The 22,350-nt window shown below is 55.7% G+C and carries 22 protein-coding genes; 13 read left to right on the top strand and 9 right to left on the bottom strand.

Going from position 1 to position 22,350, the window contains the following annotated elements:
• Positions 1–3: 3 nt before the first annotated feature.
• Entirely contained in the window at positions 4–939 is a 936-nt protein-coding gene (locus tag FQK12_RS12730; RefSeq protein ID WP_004849886.1) for a LysR family transcriptional regulator, read from the bottom strand.
• 109 nt (positions 940–1,048) lie between these two features.
• On the opposite strand from FQK12_RS12730, the gene FQK12_RS12725 reads away from it, so the two are divergent.
• The gene (locus tag FQK12_RS12725) at positions 1,049–2,263 is read left to right on the top strand and encodes an MFS transporter (protein WP_014228834.1); all 1,215 of its coding nucleotides are present in this window, start codon (positions 1,049–1,051) and stop codon (positions 2,261–2,263) included.
• A 71-nt stretch (positions 2,264–2,334) separates the two neighbouring features.
• On the opposite strand, the gene murJ is transcribed toward FQK12_RS12725, so the two are convergent.
• The 4 genes from murJ to rimJ all read right to left on the bottom strand — a co-directional run bounded on the left by murJ (position 2,335) and on the right by rimJ (position 6,150).
• A complete protein-coding gene (gene murJ / locus FQK12_RS12720; RefSeq protein ID WP_014228833.1) occupies positions 2,335–3,870 on the bottom strand; it encodes a murein biosynthesis integral membrane protein MurJ in 1,536 nt (511 codons plus the stop codon).
• A gap of 112 nt (positions 3,871–3,982) precedes the next feature.
• The gene (locus tag FQK12_RS12715; protein WP_014228832.1) at positions 3,983–4,906 is read right to left on the bottom strand and encodes a Gfo/Idh/MocA family protein; all 924 of its coding nucleotides are present in this window, start codon (positions 4,904–4,906) and stop codon (positions 3,983–3,985) included.
• Positions 4,907–4,908: 2 nt separating this feature from the next.
• Complete coding sequence (locus FQK12_RS12710; protein ID WP_014228831.1) at positions 4,909–5,556, bottom strand: YceH family protein; 648 nt, start codon at positions 5,554–5,556, stop codon at positions 4,909–4,911.
• Between the two features lie 9 nt (positions 5,557–5,565).
• The gene (gene rimJ / locus FQK12_RS12705; protein ID WP_004131378.1) at positions 5,566–6,150 is read right to left on the bottom strand and encodes a ribosomal protein S5-alanine N-acetyltransferase; all 585 of its coding nucleotides are present in this window, start codon (positions 6,148–6,150) and stop codon (positions 5,566–5,568) included.
• A gap of 229 nt (positions 6,151–6,379) precedes the next feature.
• Between rimJ and mdtH the strand changes: the two genes are divergently transcribed.
• From mdtH to FQK12_RS12665, 8 genes are all read left to right on the top strand, one after another.
• Complete coding sequence (gene mdtH / locus FQK12_RS12700) at positions 6,380–7,588, top strand: multidrug efflux MFS transporter MdtH (RefSeq protein ID WP_004849878.1); 1,209 nt, start codon at positions 6,380–6,382, stop codon at positions 7,586–7,588.
• Positions 7,589–7,653: 65 nt separating this feature from the next.
• The gene (grxB, locus tag FQK12_RS12695) at positions 7,654–8,301 is read left to right on the top strand and encodes a glutaredoxin 2 (RefSeq protein ID WP_014228830.1); all 648 of its coding nucleotides are present in this window, start codon (positions 7,654–7,656) and stop codon (positions 8,299–8,301) included.
• 135 nt (positions 8,302–8,436) lie between these two features.
• Positions 8,437–8,997, top strand: a complete 561-nt coding sequence (locus tag FQK12_RS12690) for a lipoprotein (RefSeq protein WP_004849873.1) — start codon at positions 8,437–8,439, stop codon at positions 8,995–8,997.
• Positions 8,998–9,119: 122 nt separating this feature from the next.
• On the top strand, positions 9,120–10,166 hold the full coding sequence (pyrC, locus tag FQK12_RS12685) for a dihydroorotase (RefSeq protein ID WP_014228829.1): 1,047 nt from the start codon (positions 9,120–9,122) through the stop codon (positions 10,164–10,166).
• 72 nt (positions 10,167–10,238) lie between these two features.
• On the top strand, positions 10,239–10,484 hold the full coding sequence (gene dinI, locus FQK12_RS12680; RefSeq protein ID WP_004101040.1) for a DNA damage-inducible protein I: 246 nt from the start codon (positions 10,239–10,241) through the stop codon (positions 10,482–10,484).
• 286 nt (positions 10,485–10,770) lie between these two features.
• Positions 10,771–11,025 (top strand): biofilm formation regulator BssS, encoded by a 255-nt coding sequence (bssS, locus tag FQK12_RS12675; protein WP_004101039.1) that lies wholly within the window; start codon positions 10,771–10,773, stop codon positions 11,023–11,025.
• A gap of 124 nt (positions 11,026–11,149) precedes the next feature.
• Positions 11,150–12,268, top strand: coding sequence for an N-methyl-L-tryptophan oxidase (gene solA, locus FQK12_RS12670; protein ID WP_014228828.1), 1,119 nt, complete (start codon positions 11,150–11,152; stop codon positions 12,266–12,268).
• A gap of 73 nt (positions 12,269–12,341) precedes the next feature.
• The gene (locus FQK12_RS12665; protein ID WP_004101037.1) at positions 12,342–12,455 is read left to right on the top strand and encodes a YceO family protein; all 114 of its coding nucleotides are present in this window, start codon (positions 12,342–12,344) and stop codon (positions 12,453–12,455) included.
• On the opposite strand, the gene FQK12_RS12660 is transcribed toward FQK12_RS12665, so the two are convergent.
• Positions 12,441–13,505, bottom strand: a complete 1,065-nt coding sequence (locus FQK12_RS12660; RefSeq protein ID WP_004849866.1) for a rhodanese-related sulfurtransferase — start codon at positions 13,503–13,505, stop codon at positions 12,441–12,443. The genes FQK12_RS12665 and FQK12_RS12660 overlap by 15 nt on opposite strands.
• Positions 13,506–13,714: 209 nt before the next feature.
• On the opposite strand from FQK12_RS12660, the gene FQK12_RS12655 reads away from it, so the two are divergent.
• From FQK12_RS12655 to FQK12_RS12645, 3 genes are all read left to right on the top strand, one after another.
• Positions 13,715–14,635 carry a Kdo(2)-lipid IV(A) acyltransferase gene (locus tag FQK12_RS12655; RefSeq protein WP_004849864.1) on the top strand — a complete coding sequence of 307 codons (921 nt, stop codon included), beginning with the start codon at positions 13,715–13,717 and terminating at the stop codon, positions 14,633–14,635.
• 186 nt (positions 14,636–14,821) lie between these two features.
• A complete protein-coding gene (gene mdtG / locus FQK12_RS12650) occupies positions 14,822–16,072 on the top strand; it encodes a multidrug efflux MFS transporter MdtG (RefSeq protein ID WP_014228827.1) in 1,251 nt (416 codons plus the stop codon).
• A 91-nt stretch (positions 16,073–16,163) separates the two neighbouring features.
• Positions 16,164–16,550: a MysB family protein gene (locus FQK12_RS12645; protein ID WP_004137236.1), complete on the top strand. Its 387-nt coding sequence runs from the start codon at positions 16,164–16,166 to the stop codon at positions 16,548–16,550.
• Here FQK12_RS12645 and FQK12_RS12640 read toward each other — a convergent pair whose 3' ends face one another.
• The 3 genes from FQK12_RS12640 to mdoG form a co-directional block, all read right to left on the bottom strand.
• Positions 16,551–16,778 (bottom strand): YceK/YidQ family lipoprotein, encoded by a 228-nt coding sequence (locus FQK12_RS12640; protein ID WP_004849859.1) that lies wholly within the window; start codon positions 16,776–16,778, stop codon positions 16,551–16,553.
• A gap of 66 nt (positions 16,779–16,844) precedes the next feature.
• On the bottom strand, positions 16,845–19,373 hold the full coding sequence (gene mdoH / locus FQK12_RS12635) for a glucans biosynthesis glucosyltransferase MdoH (RefSeq protein WP_014228826.1): 2,529 nt from the start codon (positions 19,371–19,373) through the stop codon (positions 16,845–16,847).
• Positions 19,366–20,919 (bottom strand): glucans biosynthesis protein MdoG, encoded by a 1,554-nt coding sequence (gene mdoG / locus FQK12_RS12630; protein WP_004101027.1) that lies wholly within the window; start codon positions 20,917–20,919, stop codon positions 19,366–19,368. The genes mdoH and mdoG overlap by 8 nt, the downstream gene beginning before the upstream one ends.
• A gap of 251 nt (positions 20,920–21,170) precedes the next feature.
• Here mdoG and mdoC point away from each other — a divergent pair, with 251 nt between their 5' ends.
• A complete protein-coding gene (mdoC, locus tag FQK12_RS12625) occupies positions 21,171–22,331 on the top strand; it encodes a glucans biosynthesis protein MdoC (RefSeq protein ID WP_014228824.1) in 1,161 nt (386 codons plus the stop codon).
• Positions 22,332–22,350 lie beyond the last annotated feature (19 nt).

The following is a 22,350-nucleotide window of genomic DNA, read 5'->3' as shown; positions in this document are numbered from 1 at the left end:
TTTTTATTCCCCTTCCGGACGCTGCATCCCCGCAATCTGCGGCATGACCTCACGCATCAGATCGAGAAACTTACGCAACCGCGTCGGATAGTAGCGCGCCCAGGGATACACCAGGTGTACCGGCAGCGGTGAGGCTCGCCACTGCGGGAACAGCTCCACCAGCCGCCCGGCGGCAATATCGTCCGCTACCGCCCAGCTCGACACAATCGCCGCGCCCAGCCCCGCCAGCGCGGTATTACGCGCCACATGCACGCTATCGGTACTCAGACACGGCGCGATGGCAAAGGTAATAAGCTGCTCATCCACCTGCGACTGCAGCCTCACCTCATGCTGATAGAACGTGCTGATGGCTATCCACGGCAGCAACGACATCTCCTGCGGCGCGCTTAACGGCGGCAAGTTCGCCAGCAGCGATGGGGATGCCACCACGCTGCGGGGAACCTCGGCCAGCAGTACCGATACCGTAGCCGGATCCACCTCAGCCCCCACGCGAATCGCGCAGTCGATACCATCGCTCAGAAAATCGACCGTCTTATCGTTCAGCATCCATTCAACCGCCAGCTGGGGATAGCGCTGCAAAAAATCCACCAGCGGCCCCAGCAGCTGTTGCTGACCAAACGCATGCGGGGCCCGCACCCTTAAAATCCCCACCGGCCGGTCATCGGTGATCCGCAGGTCGTCCTCCAGCGCCAGCCAGGCATCGACGACCTGGCGGGCATGCTGATAACAGCGCTCACCGTCATCGGTCAGCTTCATCGCGTGGGTCGTGCGCAGAATCAGCTTTGCGCCAAGCAGCCCCTCCAGAGACTGAAGCCGTCGACTTACCGTCGCCTGGGTCGTATTCATCTGTACCGCGGCGGCGGAGAGAGAGCCGGCCTCCACGATACGAATGAACGTACGCATCAGTTCGATACGATCTATACGCTCTTGCTTCTTCATTTATATTTTGCCTATACGTTTAGCGTATAACCGTTTTACCACCGGGCTATCTACCGCGCCAGCCGGATTACGGGAAAAATAGCGCCATCGCTTCTAAGAGGAATCCACCATGACACCAACTCCACTCACCTCCCGCGCCGCCGGGTGGGTCATTTTCATCCTTGCGCTGGGCGCGGGCTTCAGCGTCGCCTCAATCTATTACGCGCAACCGCTGCTGCCGCTGATGGGGGCTAACCTCCATTTGAGCGTTGAGGGTATGGGTCTGGTTCCGACCCTGACCCAGGCCGGCTACGCGCTGGGCATACTTTTCCTTCTCCCGCTTGGCGACCGCCACGACCGCAGAAAGCTGATCCTGATGAAAAGCGCCGCGCTGGCCGTCCTGTTGCTGCTCTGCAGCCTTACCGGTCAGCTAAGCTCCCTGCTGATTGTCAGCCTGCTTATCGGTATGGCCGCGACCATGGCGCAGGATATCGTACCGGCAGCCGCGATTCTGGCTCCCGCGGGCAAGCAGGGGAAAATGGTGGGTACGGTGATGACCGGCCTGCTGCTGGGGATCCTGCTGTCGCGAACCGTTAGTGGTCTGGTGGGGGCGCTATTCGGCTGGCGGGTAATGTATCAGGCGGCTGCGGTCAGCATTGCGATGATTGGCGTGGTGATGTGGCGCGTGCTGCCGCGCTTCGAAATTCACTCAACCCTCAGCTACCCGCAGCTGATGAAATCGATGGCGCATCTGTGGAAACGCTATCCGGCACTGCGTCGCGCCGCATTCGCCCAGGGATTCCTCTCTATCGCCTTTAGTGCCTTCTGGTCTACGCTTGCGGTCATGCTGTTGGCGCACTATCAGATGGGCAGCGCGGTAGCCGGTGGCTTCGGTATTGCAGGGGCTGCCGGGGCGCTTGCCGCCCCGCTGGCCGGCGGCCTGGCCGACAAGTTCGGCGCAGAAAAAGTCACGCAAATGGGCGCGGCGCTGGTGACGGTTTCGTTTGCCCTGATGTTTTTGCTGCCTGCGCTACCGCCACATGGTCAGCTAATCCTGATTGCCATCTCGGCCGTCGGTTTTGACCTGGGGCTGCAATCCAGCCTCGTAGCGCACCAGAACCTGGTGTATGGCCTGGAGCCGCAGGCGCGCGGACGCCTCAACGCGCTGCTGTTCACCGGCGTGTTTATTGGGATGTCGCTGGGTTCAGTACTGGGAAGCAAACTGTATGTGCTCGCAGGCTGGAGCGGCGTGGTGACCCTCGCCGTCGTAACCGGTGCGATTGCCCTTGGGATCCGCCTGCTGGAAAGCGCCAGGGTCGTATCGGCGCAGCGAACCGCCAGATAAAGAGCGAACCGTCAGGTAAAAAAAGCCGCTGTGCAATTCCTGCAGAGCGGCTTTTCTTTCATCAGAACAACTCAAACCGTGCGGCGAGCAAACTCTTTCACGCGAAAGCCCAGCAGCAGCAGCGTCGCGAAATAGGCGACAACGCCGGCCACCACGACAACCATCAAGCGCAGCAGGCGGAACGGCATCGTCCCCTGCGACCACTCCGGCATCAGGTACATCACGCCCAGCAGCGCCGCTGACATAATAATCACCGCGATGACCAGGCGCAGCAGGAACAGGAACCAGCCCGGCTGAGGCGTAAAAATTTTCTGTTTCCGCAGCTGCCAGTAGAGCAGCGCGGCGTTCAGGCAGGCCGCCAGACCAATCGACAACGACAGACCAGCGTGCTTCAGGGGGCCAATAAAGGCGAGGTTCATCACCTGCGTCATGATCAGCGTGACGATGGCAATTTTCACCGGCGTTTTAATGTCCTGCCGCGAATAGAATCCGGGAGCCAGCACCTTCACGATGATGAGCCCCATCAGCCCGACAGAATATGCCACCAGCGCGCGCTGGGTCATCGCGGCATCAAAAGCGGTAAATTTCCCGTACTGGAATAACGCGACCGTCAGCGGCTTGGCCAGGATCCCTAACGCCACCGCGCTCGGTAGCGCGAGCAGGAAGCACAGGCGTAATCCCCAGTCCATCAAACGGCAATATTCATCGTGATTGCCGCTGGCGAAGCTTTTAGACAGCGAAGGCAGCAAAATGGTCCCCAGCGCCACGCCCAGTACGCCGGACGGAAACTCCATCAGACGATCGGCGTAGTACATCCACGATACGGAGCCGGAAACGAGGAATGAGGCAAAAATCGTGTTAATGATCAGCGAGATTTGGCTGACGGAGACGCCGAGAATCGCCGGGCCCATCTGTTTTACCACCCGCACTGCGCCAGCATCTTTAAGGTTGACCCGCGGCAGCACCAGCATGCCGATTTTTTTCAGATGCGGCAGCTGCCAGGCGAGCTGCAAAATACCGCCAACCGTTACCGCCCACGCCATTGCCAGCATCGGCGGATTAAAATAGGGCGCGGCAAACAGCGCAAAACCAATCATGCTGACGTTCAGGAAGGTCGGGGCAAAAGCAGGCACCGAAAAGCGGTTCCAGGTATTCAGGATGGCGCCCACGAGTGAAGCCAGGGAGATCAACAGAATATAGGGAAAAGTGATGCGCAAAAGCTGCGTGGTCAGGGCGAACTTTTCGGGCGTATTGGCAAATCCCGGCGCGGTGATAGTAATCACCCACGGTGCCGCCAGCATACCGGCGACGGTGACCAGCGCCAGCACCAGCGTCAGCAGCCCCGAAACATAGGCGACGAAAACCCGGGTCGCATCTTCACCCTGCTTGCTTTTATACTCCGCCAGAATCGGCACAAAAGCCTGTGAGAAAGCGCCTTCAGCAAAAATACGCCGTAAAAGGTTCGGGAGTTTAAAAGCAACGAAGAAGGCGTCGGTGGCCATCCCCGCGCCAAAAATACGCGCCACAATCGCATCGCGCGCAAAGCCCAGCACGCGCGAAAACATGGTCATCGAACTGACGGCCGCCAGTGATTTTAAAAGATTCATTAACGTGTTATTCCACAACCCTGGAGTAAAACGCCCGCAAATGCGGGCGCTGGAAAGTGGCGATAGTCTACCGGGTTCATAATGAATTACTACTGTCAGTTGTTACAACGGATTATTCGCTCATCGCTTCGCGCCACAGTTTCTCTATAACGCGCTGAGCAAGCAGCGCCTGCTCGCCGGACGTTTCAGGAACCGTCTGATTTTGCACGCATTCGATAAAATGCCGCGCGCAGCCGGTAAATCCACGCTGCTCAAGGGTGGTCTGCCAGCCAGGGATCGGGCGCTGGATCACGCCGCGTCCCCGCTCCTCCTGCCACTCCCGCATATCCCGGACTTCATATAATCCGCCGTCGGTCACCGCCTGTACCCACTCCCGCTGGCTTCCGGCGCGGCGGTGCATACTGGTGGTTATCTGCATCATTCCGCAACTGAAATGGTGTTCGGCATACAGCATCTCCCCTTGAGCGGTGGTGTGCAGCGTACCGCCGTTTAAACGCGCTTTATCGCCCGCCAGCCATAGCGCGGTATCGACGACGTGCAGATAGTCATCCAACAGCGTGAAGCGCAGATCGTGGCCCACGCTGTCGCTACGGTGCTTATCCATCCGCAGCGACGCAGCGCTCCCGAGCTGGGCCTTCAGCTCGCGATAGAGGGGGGCAAAACGGCGGTTAAACCCGACCATTAGCGTGAGATGACGGCGAGCGGCCAGCTCAACCAGCGCCTCCGCATCGCTGAGTTTATCCGCCAGCGGTTTATCAACGCAGACATGCACTCCGGCATTGAGCAGGCGGGAAACCACTTCATAATGTGAAGCCGTTGAAGTATGCACGAATACGGCATCACACTGCGCCGCCAGCTGTTCCAGAGAATCCGCATAGGGAATACGCCAGGTTTCACAGATACGCAGCGCTTTCTCTTTCCCGGGCGACCACGCCGCCTGTAGCGTCCAGTCATCGGCGGCCCCCAGCACCGGTAACCACGCCTTTTGCGCGATACCGCCCAGGCCAACCACTCCTATACGTAGTTTCGCCGACATGCTTAATCTCCCAGGTGAGCCAGCAGTGAATCGAGACGCGCTTTCAGCTCGGCAACTTCCGCCTCCAGCGCCTCAACGCGCATCTGAAGATCGTCGCCGGGCGGCGACACGGCCTCCACGACGGTAATCAGTGAATCCATATCATCGCAGAACAGATGCATATAGCGGCTTTCACGCTTGCCAGGCTCCCGCGGCAGACGCGCAACGTAGGGGCCATCTTCTCGCGAAGCCAGGTTTTCGAGGACGCTTTCAACCTCGGCCATATCGCTGAATTCATGCATTCGCTGCGCGCGACCGCGGAGTTCGCCAGGCGTCTGCGCCCCGCGCAGCAGCAGTGTGGTCACGATAGCGACTTCCGCCGGCGTGAATTTCAGATCGCCGAATTCAGAGTTGCAGAAGCGTTGTTCATACTTGGTCACCCGATTGCCGAAACCGCTGACCGTACGCAAATAATGGCGCTTGACTAGCGTATCGAGCAGATCCTGAACTTCACTTTCGCTGAGCGACATTACCGGTTCACGGTTTGTTTTCTGGTTACAGGCGGTGACCACCGCGTTGACCGACAGGGGGTACTGCTCCGGCGTGGTGACCTGCTTTTCCAGCAGGCAGCCAATGACCCGCGCCTCATGCGCGGTTAACTGATATTTCATGATGTCTCCTTAGCGACCCGGGGTCCAGTCCGGTGTCGTCAACGCCGTCAGTACGTGATCGCGCCACTGCCCATCAATGAGCAGGTAATCTTTGGCGTAACCCTCTTTTTCAAAGCCCAGACGCGCCAGCAAATCGCCGCTGCGCTGATTATGCGGCATATAGTTTGCCATTATGCGATGGATATGTTGCGTGCGCTGCATATAGCGAATGGCCGACGTCAGCGCTTCATACATCAGCCCCTGCCCTTGCCATTTCTCCCCGATGGAGTAGCCGAGATAGCAGGCATGAAACGATCCGCGCACCACGTTCGAAAAATTCGCCACGCCGATGATCTCTTTTTCTTCCGGGTCAAGCAGAGCAAAATAGAACGCCGAGCCCTGCTTATGAAACTCAGAAATCATCGATAAACGCGCCTGCCAGCCGGAAGGATAACAGTGGCTGTCATCGCGCACCGGTTCCCAGGGTTTTAAGAACCCTTTATTTTCCGCGTAATAATCGGCCAGACGCCAGGCGTCACGATCGTGCACCAGCCGAACCACCAGCCGGTCCGTCGTCAAACGCACCTTCGGTACGTTACTGCGATAGCCAAACATTCCCCTCTCCTGTTCCCCTGACGCAATACTTGCTGACTTTACTATACCTGTCCTGCACGGCGGTGTGAAAACAGCAACATACCATTTTCTGCACCATCTCTGCTTTTCGATGAATAGCCTCTATCGTTCTTGCATTTTGATAAAAAAATATTGTCGCGAGCGCGCTGGGAAAATAGCCATTAACCCCGCAAAATGTCAGAGCTTATTCTTATTTTTCCCTGGAGGGGAAATGTCCCGCGTATCGCAGGCAAGGAGCCTGGGTAAATATTTCCTGTTAGTCGATAACATGCTGGTCGTACTCGGCTTTTTCGTTGTGTTCCCGCTTATCTCCATTCGCTTTGTCGACCAGATGGGATGGGCTGCGCTGATGGTCGGGATTGCGCTCGGCCTGCGTCAGCTGGTGCAGCAAGGCTTAGGAATATTTGGCGGCGCCATTGCCGACCGTTTTGGCGCCAAGCCGATGATCGTTACCGGTATGCTGATGCGCGCGGCCGGCTTCGCGGCGATGGCCGTCGCTCATGAACCCTGGGTGCTGTGGCTCTCCTGTATTCTTTCAGGCCTCGGCGGCACGCTGTTCGATCCCCCGCGGGCGGCGCTGGTGGTCAAGCTGGTACGCCCGCACCAGCGCGGACGTTTCTTCTCTATCCTGATGATGCAGGACAGCGCAGGAGCGGTGATCGGCGCGCTGCTGGGCAGCTGGCTGCTGCAATATGATTTTCGCCTGGTGTGCAGCGCCGGGGCGGCGCTGTTTATCGCCTGTGCGGCATTCAACGCCTGGTATCTTCCCGCATGGAAGCTGTCGACGGTCAAAACGCCGGTTCGTGAAGGACTGGGGCGCGTGCTGCGCGACAAACGCTTTGTCACCTATGTGCTGACGCTGACCGGGTATTACATGCTGGCGGTGCAGGTGATGCTGATGCTGCCGATTATGGTTAATGATATTGCGGGTTCTCCGGCGGCGGTCAAATGGATGTACGCCATTGAAGCGACCATTTCGCTAACGCTGCTGTATCCGATTGCCCGCTGGAGCGAAAAGCGTTTTCGCCTGGAGCAGCGCCTGATGGCCGGCCTGCTGATCATGACGCTCGCGATGATGCCAATTGGCCTGAGCAGCAATTTGCAGCAGCTGTTTACGCTGATCTGCGTATTTTATATGGGGTCAATCATCGCTGAACCCGCGCGTGAAACGCTGGGGGCGTCGCTGGCGGATGCCAGAGCGCGCGGCAGCTATATGGGCTTTAGCCGGTTAGGCCTGGCCTTCGGCGGCGCTTTCGGCTACGCAGGCGGCGGCTGGCTGTTCGATGCCGGTAAGGCCGTCGGTCAGCCTGAACTGCCGTGGCTGATGCTGGGCATTATCGGCCTCGCGACGTTTATTGCGCTGTGGTGGCAGTTCAGTCCAAAACGTTCGGCCTCCGGAATGCTGGAGCCGCGAACCTGATTTGCCGGGCCTTCGTTTCTCCTCCATACTGAATTGAGGATGTTCAGCAACAATGGAGGAGAAACGTGAAGTTATATATCTACGATCACTGCCCGTTCTGCCTTAAAGCCCGCATGATTTTCGGCCTGAAAAATATCCCCGTCGAACTGATTGTGCTCCTGAACGATGATGAATTAACCCCCACCCGAATGATCGGCCAGAAAATGGCGCCAATCCTGCAAAAAGACGATAGCCGCTATATGCCGGAAAGCATGGATATCGTGCACTATGTCGATAAGCTGGACGGCAAACCGCTGCTTACCGGCCCGCGTAATCCGGCGGTGGAAACCTGGCTGCGGAAGGTCAACGGCTACGCGAACCGCCTGCTGATCCCCCGCTTTGCCAAATCCGCGTTTGATGAATTCGCCACGCCAGAGGCGCGCGCCTATTTTGTGAAAAAGAAAGAGGCGGCTATCGGCAGCTTTGCCGACCATCTCGCCCATTCCTCCGGTCTGGTGAAGAACATCAGCGACGATCTGCGGGCGCTGGATAAACTGATTGTCCAGCCGAACGCCGTCAACGGAGAACTCTCTGAAGATGATATTCAGCTCTTTCCTCTGCTGAGGAATCTGACGCTGGTTGCCGGCGTGAACTGGCCGAGTCGGGTGGCCGCCTATCGTGACAACATGGCCAAACAGACGCAGATCAACCTGCTTTCCTCAATGGCTATTTAGCCTCAAGGCAGCGGATGGTTTAGCCCTTCGCTGCCGAACGCCTCTTTTTCAGTCTTTTCCGCTAGCACCTCCTGCGCTGGCGGGCCATGCTGCTTTGTGTCAGGATGAACCCATGGCATGACATTAAGGAATCCAATGAAAAAGATGTTTATCGCGGCCGCGCTTATCGTTAGCGGCCTGCTTAGCGCCTGTAATCAGCTCACGCAATATTCCGTGAGCGAGCAGGAAATCAATCAGGCGCTGCAGAAACGTAACCACTTCGCTAAGGATATTGGCCTGCCAGGCGTAGCGGATGCCCATATTGAACTGCAAAATCTTACCAGCGCTATTGGCCGTGAAGAACCAAACAAAGTCACGTTAAGCGGCGTGGCCAATTTAGATCTGAATTCACTTTTCGGGAACCAGAAAGCGACCATCGATCTGAAGCTCAAAGCGCTGCCGGCTTTCAATAAAGAAAAGGGGGCCATTTTCCTGCAGGAGATGGAAGTCGTCGATGCTAAAGTTCAGCCGGAAAAGCTCCAGTCTGTCGTACAGACGCTGATCCCTTACCTGAATCAGTCCCTGCGTAGCTACTTCAATCAGCAGCCTGCCTACGTCCTGCGCGAGGATGCCAGCACCGGTGAAGCGCTGGCGAAAAAGTATGCTAAAGGGATTGAAGTGAAGCCCGGCGAGATTATTATCCCGTTCACCAACTGATGGCTCGGGCGCTGAAGCGCCCGATTTTTTACGGAAGTTGATGCAAAGGAAAACGTTTACGCTTATCCTTAGTGCCCGGCAAAAACAGCCCTGATGACTGAACCTATTAGCCGGAGCCTTCCATGACAGCACAATCCCAGGTATTGAAAATCCGCCGCCCTGATGACTGGCATATCCATCTGCGCGATGACGATATGTTAAAAATCGTCGTGCCTTATACCAGTGAATTTTATGGCCGGGCAATCGTGATGCCAAACCTGGTACCGCCTGTCACTACCGTCGAAGCTGCCCTCGACTATCGCCAGCGTATCGTTGATGCGATCCCTGCGGGCCATGATTTTACGCCGCTGATGACCTGCTATCTGACGGATACGCTCGACCCGGCTGAGCTGGAGCGCGGATTTAACGAAGGCGTATTCACTGCCGCCAAGCTCTATCCGGCCAACGCTACAACCAACTCCAGCCACGGCGTCACCAGTACGGATGCCATTATGCCGGTGCTGGAACGCATGGAAAAGCTGGGGATGCCTCTGCTGGTTCACGGTGAGGTCACCCATGCTGATATCGATATTTTTGACCGGGAAGCGCGCTTTATTGAAACGGTCATGGAGCCGCTGCGTCAGCGCCTGCCAGGCCTGAAGGTGGTCTTCGAACACATCACGACCAAAGATGCCGCTGAATACGTACGCGACGGTAACGAGCTGCTGGCGGCCACCATCACTCCGCAGCACCTGATGTTCAATCGCAACCATATGCTGGTTGGCGGCGTGCGTCCCCACCTTTATTGCCTGCCGATCCTGAAACGCAATATTCACCAGCAGGCGCTGCGCGAACTGGTTGCCAGCGGTTTTGACCGCGCTTTCCTCGGCACGGATTCCGCTCCCCATGCCCGCCATCGTAAGGAAGCCAGCTGCGGATGCGCAGGCTGTTTTAACGCGCCGACCGCGCTGGGCAGCTACGCCACGGTATTTGAGGAGATGAACGCCCTGCAACACTTTGAAGCCTTCTGTTCGCTTAACGGCCCCCGCTTCTATGGCCTGCCGGTCAATGAGGGCTACGTGGAGCTGGTGCGCGAAGAGAGCCAGGTGGTCGAGAGTATCGCCCTGCCAGGCGACGCGCTGGTGCCGTTCCTTGCCGGGGAAACCGTGCGCTGGACGATGAAAAAATAAATAGCCTGCCCCCTGTTGTAAATCTTCAGAGTGTACTGTATAAATAAACAGTACATTATCCAGGGGGCAATTATGCGTATTGAAGTCTCTATCGCCAAATCAACAGCCTTACCCAACGGCGCCTTAGATGCGCTGAACAATGAACTCTCGCGTCGTATCGAACAGCAGTTTCCCTCTACCTCAAGTCAGGTAACGGTTCGGTACGCGGCTAATAACAATCTGTCGGTTATCGGCGGCCTGAAAGAAGACAAAGACCGGATTAGCGAAATCCTGCAAGAAACCTGGGAAAGCGCTGACGACTGGTTTGTCCGCGACTAGTCAATTAAATTTGCTCCCTCATTGTGCAATTTTTTGCCGGGTCGCCCCGGCTTTTTTATTTTTTTCATAGTCAGACTCTCCCCTATTGCTTTTCCTTAGCACCTTCATAAATAACAAATAACCCTCCCTGATTTGCCTAAAAAATCAGCACATGGGCGCGTATGTGTCTCTATTTCATTTAATTTCTCGAGTTTATTCTTGACTACTGATATAATTAACTTGCTTCAAAAAACACGCATTAAACCTCGAGAACTGTTGTCTTTTAACATATGAATAAGGGGTTATGATGGAAAAGAATAATGAAGTCATCCAGACCCATCCCCTCGTCGGATGGGACATCAGCACCGTTGATAGTTACGATGCGCTGATGTTGCGCCTGCACTACCAAAACCCCGCTCAAGAAAGCAGTAGAGACGCAGAGATTGGCCAGACGCTATGGCTAACGACGGACGTCGCACGTCAGTTTATTTCGATTCTGGAAGCAGGTATTGCGAAGATTGAATCTGGCGAATACCAGGAAAATGAGTATCGAAGGCATTAAAATTTAGCGCTAATGTCAGAATATTCACTTAACAGGCACCCTCGGGTGCCTGAATTATTTTCGGGCTTGTATAACAGCAGGTTGTTAATTACCCTGCTAATAAAGCAATAACCTGGAACTCACCATGCAATACGATCTTATCATTATCGGTAGCGGCTCGGTCGGCGCTGCCGCAGGCTATTATGCGCGGCAGGCAGGGCTCAACGTACTGATGATTGATGCCCATCAGCCGCCGCATCAGGAAGGCAGCCATCACGGCAGCACCCGCCTCATTCGTCACGCCTACGGCGAAGGCGAAAGATATGTCCCCCTGGTACTGCGCGCGCAACAGCTATGGGATGAGTTTGCCGCCGCCAGCGGTGAAGCCGTCTTTGAACGTACAGGAGTGATTAACCTCGGGCCTGCCGGTTCCGACTTTCTGCGCAATGTTGCCAGCAGCGCGCGCGAGTTCCAGCTCAATATCGAAGAAATGGATGCGCAGACGGTGATGACTCGCTGGCCGGAAATTCGTATTCCTGATGATTATCGGGCAATATTTGAACCCGCATCCGGCATACTGCGCAGCGAACTGGCCGTTGAAAGCTGGATCCGTCTGGCACGCGAAGCGGGCGCCGCACAGCTCTTCAACTGCCCGGTATCGGCCATTCACCACGCGCCGAACGGCGTAACCGTCGAGACGATTGATGGTGAGTACAGCGGCAAAAAACTGCTGGTTAGCGCCGGTACCTGGGTTACCCGGCTGATGCCAGAACTCCCTGTCCAGCCGGTACGTAAAATTTTCGCCTGGTTTCAGGCGGATGGCCGCTACAGCAGCAAAAATAATTTCCCGGCGTTTACCGGTGAGTTAGCGAATGGCGATCAGTTTTACGGTTTCCCGGCAGAAGATAACGAATTGAAAATCGGCAAGCATAACGGCGGGCAGCCTATTTCCACGCCGGAAGAGCGTAAGCCGTTTGGTGCCGTTGCAACGGACGGCTCTGAAGCTTTTAGCTTCTTGCGTAATGTGTTGCCCGGTATCGGCGGCTGCCTGCATGGCGCATCCTGTACCTATGACAACACCGCCGACGAGGACTTTATCATTGATACGCTGCCCGGCCAGCCGGATACGCTATTGATTACCGGCCTGAGCGGGCACGGCTTTAAGTTCGCACCGGTACTCGGTGAACTGGCCACACGGTTTGCGCTTGAAGAACCCTTTGGGTTTGATCTATCCCCGTTTTCACTGGCGCGGTTTAAGAAATAAGCGCCCGCCGTACAACCTGACAACCACGCTAAAGAAACGGCCTCGCTTGAGGCCGTGAATGATGAGAGAGATGATGCGTCGCCTGTTCGAATTACTGGTTAACAACGTCCGCGAACATTTTATGATTTATCTGGCGCTGTGGCTTCTGCTGGCGTTTATCGATCTTATCTGGCTATGGTTTTTCTGAAGGCTCAGGATCCGGGATCCCCAGCTTCGTATTCAACCGACCGCGAGATTTATTAAAGATCTTATTGCCATTCTCGCGGCCGGCGCGCAGTTTTCGCTGCTCCTCTTCCGGCAGCTTATGCTCTTCCATGCAGGCTTCGCTACAGCAGCCGGCGAATTTCTCCGCGCAGGCAGGACACTGAATAAACAGCAGGTGGCAACCATCGTTCAGGCAGTTGGTATGGCTGTCGCAGGGGGCGCCGCACTGATGGCAATGGGCGATAACATCATCTGAGATACGCTCTCCCATACGCTCATCGAAGACAAAGTTCTTACCGACAAAGCGAACCGGCAGCCCCTGTTCGCGTGCGCGTCGCGCGTATTCGATAATCCCGCCCTCAATATGCGAGACCTTAGTGAACCCATTGTGCTTCATCCACGCGCTGGCTTTTTCGCAGCGGATACCGCCGGTGCAGTACATCACGATATTTTTATCTTTATGTTCCTGCATCATCTCAACGGCCTTCGGCAGCTGGTCGCGAAACGTATCCGCCGGGATCTCCAGCGCATTCTCGAAATGGCCGACCTCATATTCGTAATGGTTACGCATATCAATAAAGACCGCATCCGGGTCGTCCAGCATCGCGTTGACTTCCGCAGCCTTTAAATAATCGCCCACGTCCGATGCATCAAACGTCGGATCGTCAATCCCATCCGCGACGATCCGATCGCGTACCTTGAGACGCAGAACCCAGAAGGATTTACCGTCATCATCGAGGGCGATATTCAGGCGCAGACCATTCAGGGCAGGATCAAAAGCGTATAAGAATTCGCGCAGCGCATCGACCCGGCTTTGCGGAACGCTAATTTGCGCGTTAATACCTTCGTGAGCCAGATAAATTCGGCCAAAGACGTTCAGCTTAGTCAACGCAATCCACAGCGCATCGCGCGTGGCTTTTGGGTCGATAATAGTGAAATATTTATAAAACGAGATCGTCGTGCGCGGCTCGGTCTCAGCCAACATTTGCGCCTTTAACGTCTCATTTGAAATGCGGTTATGTAACACTGGCATGGTGTACCTGCTCGGCATAGTCAATGAGTAAAATAAACGGCGGGCATCATATAGCAAACACGCTTAATTTACATCCCCACATTTTGCGCTACATTTTTCTCACCCATATTTGCTTGCGTTAACATTAAATGCCATCTGCGGCCGGTATTTTGGCTGAGGCATAAAAAAATGCGATAATAGAACACGTTGCTTAATTAAACAGGTATGAGATGACCCATTTACCTAAATTTTCCGCAGCGTTGCTGCACCCGCGTTACTGGTTGCTTTGGCTCGGGATCGGCCTGCTCTGGTTGGTTGTTCAGCTGCCTTATCCGCTGATTTATCGCCTCGGAACCGGTCTTGGCCGCCTCGCCATGCGGCTAATGAAGCGCCGGGCCAAAATAGCCAACCGGAATCTGGAGCTCTGTTTTCCCGATAAGAGCGAGCAAGAGCGTCACCGCATGGTCGTGGCAAACTTTGAATCCGTCGGCATGGGGTTAATGGAAACCGGCATGGCCTGGTTCTGGCCGACGAAGCGTATTGCGCGCTGGACTGACTCCATCGGCGTCGAGCATATCCGTGATGTTCAGGCGCAAAAGCGCGGCATTTTGCTGATTGGCATTCATTTCCTCACGCTGGAGATGGGCGCGCGCATGTTCGGTATCAACGAGCCGGGCATTGGCGTTTATCGTCCAAACGATAACCCGGTTATCGACTGGCTGCAGACATGGGGACGCCTGCGCTCCAACAAAGACATGATCGATCGTAAAGATCTGAAAGGCATGATCCGCGCGCTGAAAAAGGGTGAAGTGATCTGGTATGCGCCGGATCACGACTATGGCCCGGCCGCCAGCGTATTTGTGCCGTTTTTCGCCGTTGACCAGGCCGCGACCACCTCGGGCACCTGGATGCTGGCAAAGATGTCTAAAGCCTGCGTTGTGCCGTTCGTGCCGCGCCGTAAACCGGACGGTAAAGGCTATGAGCTGATTATCCTGCCGCCGGAGTGCGATCCGCCGCTGGACGATGCGGAGACTACCGCCGTCTGGATGAACAAAGTGGTAGAGAAGTGCATATTGATGGCGCCGGAACAGTATATGTGGATGCATCGCCGCTTTAAAACGCGTCCTGAAGGCGTTCCTTCTCGTTACTAGCGCCTCCCGGCGCGCGCTCGCGCAATGACCCCGCATCTGAATCCGGATGCGGGGTAAGCCCCGCCGTTCAGAGCCCTCCTTTAGCTTTAAAAGCTCTCCTCCATTGCGGCAACCATTTCTCAGGCGCATAATTAGCAGGCTCATATTTTCAATTATTTGACCTGCGCGGCAGGTCAGTGGAAACCTATGCCCTCTGCTGATACCCCCATTAACTGGAAACGTAATCTCACCGTCACCTGGCTCGGCTGCTTTTTAACCGGCGCCGCCTTTAGCCTGGTGATGCCGTTCCTCCCTCTCTACGTCGAACAACTCGGCGTAACCGGCCATAGCGCCCTCAATATGTGGTCAGGGCTGGTTTTCAGCATTACCTTTTTATTTTCCGCCGTGGCCTCCCCCTTCTGGGGCGGTCTCGCGGACCGCAAAGGACGCAAAATTATGCTGCTGCGCTCGGCCCTCGGTATGGCAATCGTTATGCTGCTGATGGGCCTGGCGCAGAATATCTGGCAGTTTCTGATCCTGCGCGCGCTGTTAGGTCTGCTCGGCGGATTTATTCCTAACGCCAATGCGCTGATAGCGACGCAAATTCCCCGTCATAAGAGCGGCTGGGCGCTGGGGACCCTCTCTACCGGGGCGGTCAGCGGCGCGCTGCTGGGGCCGCTGGCCGGTGGTTTCCTGGCCGATCACTGGGGATTGCGTACCGTCTTCTTTATGACGGCAGGCGTGCTGTTTATTTGTTTCTTATTTACCCTTTTTCTCATCCGCGAGAACTTTGTCGCCGTCAGTAAAAAAGAGATGCTCAGCGCGAAAGACGTTTTCACGTCGCTTAAAAATCCGAAACTGGTGCTGAGTCTGTTTGTGACATCGCTGATTATCCAGGTGGCTACCGGTTCCATCGCGCCGATTTTGACGCTTTACGTGCGCGATCTCGCCGGCAACGTCAGTAATATTGCGTTTATCAGCGGCATGATAGCTTCAGTCCCCGGTATTGCCGCCCTGCTTAGCGCCCCTCGCCTCGGTAAACTCGGCGACCGTATCGGTCCGGAAAAAATCCTGATCGTCGCGCTGGTGATTTCTGTCCTGCTCCTGATTCCCATGTCGTTCGTCCAGACGCCGCTGCAGCTGGGTATCCTGCGCTTCCTGTTAGGTGCCGCCGACGGCGCGCTGCTGCCGGCAGTGCAAACGCTGCTGGTGTACAACTCCACCAGCCAAATCTCGGGCAGAATATTCAGCTATAACCAGTCGTTCCGCGATATCGGCAACGTCACGGGCCCGCTCATCGGCGCATCGGTTTCCGCCAACTACGGCTTCCGGGCAGTCTTTTTAGTCACCGCCGGTGTGGTGCTGTTCAATGCGGTCTACTCAACCCTGACCCTCGGTCGCTCCCGCCGCCCCCGGGCAACGGACAATCCGGGTTCCGGCACGCATTCGGTAAATTAATGTCCGTGTGGCGTTCACCTCCTTGACGCATTGCCAACCGCCTTCTATAGATTGAATCGTGTTCATTTCTATTCATCTTAGGAGGTTAGCCATGCCAAAGGATTCGATGTTCTATGCCACGCTTGAAGAAGCAATCGATGCAGCCCGCGAGGAGTTTCTGGCTAATAATCCCGATAGCGACGAAGAGAGCGCCAGCATTGAGCAGTTAAATATCCAGAAGTACGTACTCCAGGACGGTGATATTGCCTGGCAGGCCGAATTTTTCGCCGACGAGGATGAACAGGGCGAATGTCTGCCGGTCCTCAGCGGTCAGGCTGCGCAGAGCGTCTTTGACGGTGATTATGATGAGATTGAGCTTCGCCAGGAGTGGCTGGAAGAAAACACGCTGCACGAATGGGATGAAGGCGAGTTTCAGCTTGAACCCTCTCTCGATACCGAGGAGGGCCAGGCTGCCGCCGATGAATGGGATGAACGCTAATTAGTTATAGGGACCATGGCTGGCGTCAAGCGGCAGCAGTAGCGTATCAAACACCAGCGAAAAGGGCAGATCGAGAATAGTGATATAGCGCCATGCTGAATCACGAACATCCCACTGAACGCCGGGATAGTACTGGTTTCCATGGCCCTGGCCTGGCACTGTGCGGCTGATAATACTCCCGCAGCCGCTGAGAAACAGCGTCATTGCGATAACCAGTAAAACTCTCATCAACAACCTCGATTTTCAGGTAAAAAAATACCGGCGCCATTGCCGGTATTTTCCTTAACGTACGGCTTACTTCGTTTTTAACGCCAGCGGATTCAACGTCAGCTGCTGATAGGCGCCGACCCACGAAGAGTATTTCTCCGGCGCGGCCCACACGCGATAGTGCAAGCGTGACATCGTGACCGGGTCGCTCAGCAATACCAGACGACGATCGCGGTTTAGTTTATCCGGCGTCTCATTCAACGCCTGCTCAACGTGACGTTCGCGAGCGATATCCAGAATATGCCCGTGACGGTGGCGCGCGGTGGCCATCGCCGTTGCCAGCGCGTTAAACGACGGGTTAAATACCGCATGCATAAAGCCGTCGTCCAGCGAACGCTGACGGTTGAGCGTCAGGTAAGCGTCAGTATCTTTAAGCACCTGCGGCGGGGAGTACTCTTCCGGGATCAGGAACAGCTTCCAGCGTTTAGTGCGCAGGCCGATGGTGGCGCGGCTGGAAATGGCCGACACGAACGGCGACAGAATCAGCGACACCACAATCGGCGCCAGCCAGAACAGGAAGCGCAGATCCAGCCATGCCATGCCCACCGCCCAGACCAGACCCAACAGCATCTGCGAGCCGTGACGCATAAACGCTTCGCCCCACGGGGTAGAGTCGTCATCACGCTGCGGCGAGTTCCACACCACTTCCCAGCCGAGGAACGCGCTGACCACAAATACGGTATGGAACAGCATACGCACCGGCGCCAGCAGCACCGAAAAGAGCACCTCCAGCAGCAGAGAAAGGGTCACGCGGATAAATCCGCCGTACTCTTTTGGCCCTTTACACCACACCAGGATAATACTCAGCAGCTTCGGCAGAAACAGCAGCACCATGGTGGAAGCAAACAGGGCAATGGCCAGCTCCGGACGCCACTGCGGCCAGACCGGGAACAGCTGCCGCGGCTGCAGAAAGTACTGCGGTTCGGTCAACGCATGCACCACCTGCAGGGCAGTTGAGAGCGCAAGGAACATAAACCACAGCGGCGCCGACAGGTATGACATCACGCCGGTCAGGAACACCGCGCGGTGAACCGGGTGCATCCCTTTAACCAGGAACAGGCGGAAGTTCATCAGGTTCCCCTGACACCAGCGGCGATCGCGCTTCAGCTCGTCCAGCAGGTTCGGCGGCAGCTCTTCATAAGATCCGGGGAGATCGTAAGCAATCCAGACCCCCCATCCGGCGCGACGCATCAATGCGGCTTCGACGAAGTCGTGCGACAGAATGGAACCCGCGAAGTTACCCTCACCCGGCAGCGGCGCGAGGGCACAGTGCTCAATAAACGGTTTCACCCGGATAATGGCGTTGTGTCCCCAGTAGTGCGATTCGCCCAGCTGCCAGAAGTGCAGCCCGGCGGTAAACAGCGGGCCGTAGACGCGGGTGGCAAATTGCTGACAGCGAGCATACAGCGTATCCATGCCCGACGCGCGAGGCGATGACTGGATGATACCGGCATTCGGGTTCGCTTCCATCAGGCGCACCAGGCCGCTCAGGCACTCACCGCTCATGACGGAGTCGGCATCCAGCACCACCATGTAGCTATACTGGCTACCCCAACGGCGGCAGAAGTCATCAATGTTACCGCTTTTGCGCTTCACGCGGCGGCGGCGGCGGCGATAGAAGATCTGCCCTTCGCCCTGCACTTCGGCAATGAGCTCCATCCACGCCTTTTGCTCTGCCACGCAGATATCCGGGTTATAGCTATCGCTCAGGATATAGACATCAAAGTGCTCAGCGTTGCCGCTGGCCTTTACCGACTCCCAGGTCGCACGCAGGCCCGCGAATACGCGGTCAACGTCTTCGTTGCAGATCGGCATGATCAGCGCCGTGCGATGCTCCGGGTTCAACGGCTCATTCCCGACGGTCGAGGCTGAGATACTGTACTTATCACGCCCGATGAGCAGCTGCAGGAAGCCCATCAGCGCGGTCCAGAATCCCGCTGAGACCCAGCAAAAAAGCACGGCGAACAGGATCAGGATCCCCGACTGCAGCACATAGGGCAGCAGCTGCATAAAGGAGATCCACAGGTTCTGCCCCACCATATCCGCCGGGTTAATCAGCGCCCAGCCCTGGTAGGGCAAAATGGTTTTCATATACCACGTCGCCACCACGGTCTGCGCCAGCGTCAGCAGCAGAAGAATGTAGCGGCGGATAGAGCCGACGGTACGCCATTTCTGCTCGCTCTCCTGCTCTTCCTGGCTCAGGCGAGAAAGATAGCGCGGCGTCACGTCGCGTCCGCGCAGCCGATCCCAGAAGCGCCCGACCGGGTTAGTCCGCCAGGGGTCCGGAAACATGGAGGAGCGTTTTGCTTTCGGCATGGCGTTGAGCTGGGTGCGCCCTTCGTCATCCTTAACCAGCTGGTTACCGGCCAGTGAATCTGGCCAGCTGTGCTCCAGCCGCGATTTTACCGACCCCAGCGGGGAGTCGTCTTCGCGGTGGTAAACGTGATGTTCAGCGTCCAGTGCTTGATGTACGGCCTGCAGACTTGCGTCAGGTAACGCGCGTTTTTCTGCATCCGACAGCGGCAATGCGTCGATGTACTTCGTTATCTTATTCATTGGCAGGCAGCTGATAGCTCCAGGTTTCGCTCAGCGTCTGGTCGGTATTGACCAGGGCTGCGCGCATATCCGTGGTTTTCTTAGGATCTTTCACTTTGACGCGCAGGATCATACGCCAGCCTTTCGTTACTGGGTTGTAGCGCACGGTATTTTCGACGATTTCAGCGTTATCGCCGATGCTGGCCTGGGCAGTCACTGGCGTATCTGCGGGCAGCTTTTTCATCTCGGCGCCGGTGAAATCGACAATAAAGGCAATGGTGCCATCAGGCTGGCGGATCAGGTTCGATTGCTTGACGTCGCCGGTAGAACGGCGGGTCTGCATAACGTAAGCGTTATCCGGCGCATGCAGTTTGTCTTCGTCACGGCTGAAAGTGATGGTGTATTTGAAGTTCATCTCTTTGCCGGGTTCCGGCAGCTGATCCGGCGTCCAGTAGGTGACGATGTTATCGTTGGTTTCATCGTTGGTCGGGATCTCGACCAGTTCGATTTTCCCTTTGCCCCAATCACCTTTCGGCGTAATCCACGCGCTTGGGCGCAGGTCGTAGCGGTCGTCGAGGTCTTCAAAACGAGAGAACTGACGGCCGCGCTGCAGCAGGCCAAACCCCTGCGGGTTTTCCATTGCGTAGCTGCTGACGGCCAGGTGTTTCGGGTTATTGAGCGGACGCCAGATCCACTCACCGTTACCGGCAAGAATGGACAGCCCGTTGGAGTCGTGCAGCGCCGGGCGGTAGTTGGTGGTCGGAGACGGCTGATGCGGCCCGAACAGGAACATGCTGGTTAACGGCGCCACGCCCAGTTTACCGACTTTGTCACGCAGATAGACCTTAGACTGCACGTCCACCACGGTATCGCGACCGGGCATGATCACAAAGCGATAGGCGCCGGTTGCGCGCGGGGAATCAAGCAGCGCATAAATCGTCAGGCGTTTATCGGTGGCTTTAGGGCGCTCAATCCAGAACTCACGGAAGCGCGGGAACTCTTCTCCGGACGGCAGCGCGGTATCGATAGCCAGTCCGCGGGCAGAAAGCCCATATACCTGGCCCTGACCGAGCACGCGGAAATAGCTGGCTCCGAGCATGCTGACGATCTCATCGTTCTTGTCTTTGCTGTTGATCGGATACAGAACCTTAAAGCCCGCAAAACCGAGGTCTTTAACCGTGTCTTTATCGTGCTGAACGTTGCCAAAATTAAAATAGTCCGGGCTATATTTAATTTTACGTACGCTGGTTGCCGTCACTTCATTAATGGTGACCGGCGTATCGAAATACATTCCCTGGTGATAAAACTCGAGCTTGAACGGGCTTTTCAGATTATTCCAATAGGCTTTGTCGTGATTAAACTGAATTTGCTGATAGTCCGCATACTTCATGTCGCGGAAGGCAGAGGGCAGGTTACTTTTAGGCGCTTCAAAGCCTTTGCCGGCTAACGTTTGTGCCTCTTTTGCGACGTCATCAATGCTGAATGCCCATGCAGATGAAGTACACAGGGACAACATTACGGCTGCGCTTAACCAACGCATTTTCATCATCTGTGGTTTATGTTTCATATAAGTAAGCACTTCCCCCTTTGTGTGCTTAAATCGATCCGATCTATTTTAATGGAAACTCAGGCATTCCGACAACATAATCCCTGCATTGTTCGGCATCGCGGCACAGGGAATACGCAGTTACTGCCCCGTTTGCACTTTGCGTGCTTATCCTGGAGACAGTTAACCAGAGTTCATGTAGGGTTGCAGAGAATTTAAACGTTATCACGTTGAGTGATAAGACGAATTGTCTGAGAATGTAGTGATATTGTATGAATAATACTCCGGTACAGCGTGAATATTTTTTCGATAGCATCCGCGCCTGGCTGATGCTATTGGGCATCCCTTTTCACATTTCGCTCATATACTCCAGCCACAGCTGGCATGTTAACAGCGCCGAGCCCTCGTGGTGGCTGACGTTATTTAACGACTTCATCCATGCCTTTCGCATGCAGGTCTTCTTTGTGATTTCCGGCTATTTTTCCTACATGCTTTTTCTGCGCTATCCGCTGAAAAAATGGTGGAAAGTACGCGTTGAGCGCGTCGGCATTCCCATGTTAACGGCGATCCCGCTCCTGACCCTGCCGCAGTTTATTATGCTGCAGTACGTCAACGGTAAAGCGGATAACTGGCATACGCTGTCAGGCTATGACAAGTTCAACACCCTCGCCTGGGAGCTGATCTCTCATCTGTGGTTTTTGTTGGTGCTGGTGGTCCTGACGTCGCTGGGCGTGGTGATGTTCAAATGGCTGACGCGACCGCGTTCTGCCGCTGCGCCCACCTTTGGTGACACCGTCACATTAGGCCAGCTGTCGATGATTTTTCTCGCTCTGGGCGTGCTGTATGCGGTCATTCGCCGCACTATTTTTATTCTCTATCCGCCCATTCTCAGCAACGGTCTGTTCAACTTTATCGTGATGCAAACGCTGTTCTACCTGCCTTTCTTTATCCTGGGCGCCCAGACGTTTATTAACGCGCGGCTGAAGACGATGTTCACGACTCCCTCGCCGTGGTGCTTTGTGGCGGCTTTACTGGGATTTATCGCCTACCGACTGAATCAGCAGTACGGCTCGGGCGATGGCTGGATGTACGAAACGGAGTACATGATTACGATGGTGCTGGGGCTATGGATGGTCAACGTGGTCTTTTCGCTTGGCCACCGTTTGTTGAATTTCCAGTCCGCGCGGGTGACCTACTTCGTCAACGCATCGCTATTTATCTACCTGGTGCACCACCCTCTGACCCTGCTCTACGGGGCATGGATAACCCCGGTCATTCAATCAAATACCCTTGGATTTATCACCGGGCTGGTTTTTGTTGTCGGGATTGCACTGGTGCTGTATGAAATTCATCTGCGGATACCGCTGTTGCGCTTTCTTTTTTCCGGAAAATTCCAGCAAAAGACGGCTAAGCCGCAAATTTCCGCCAGTTAAAACAGGGAGCTGCTGTGTG

The sequence above is a fragment of the Klebsiella sp. ME-303 genome, assembly GCF_007910085.1.
In the GTDB taxonomy this organism is placed as follows: Bacteria; Pseudomonadota; Gammaproteobacteria; order Enterobacterales; family Enterobacteriaceae; genus Klebsiella; species Klebsiella michiganensis.
The sequence above is the reverse complement of the archived record's forward strand: the minus strand, read 5'-3'. Positions and strand labels throughout refer to the sequence as shown.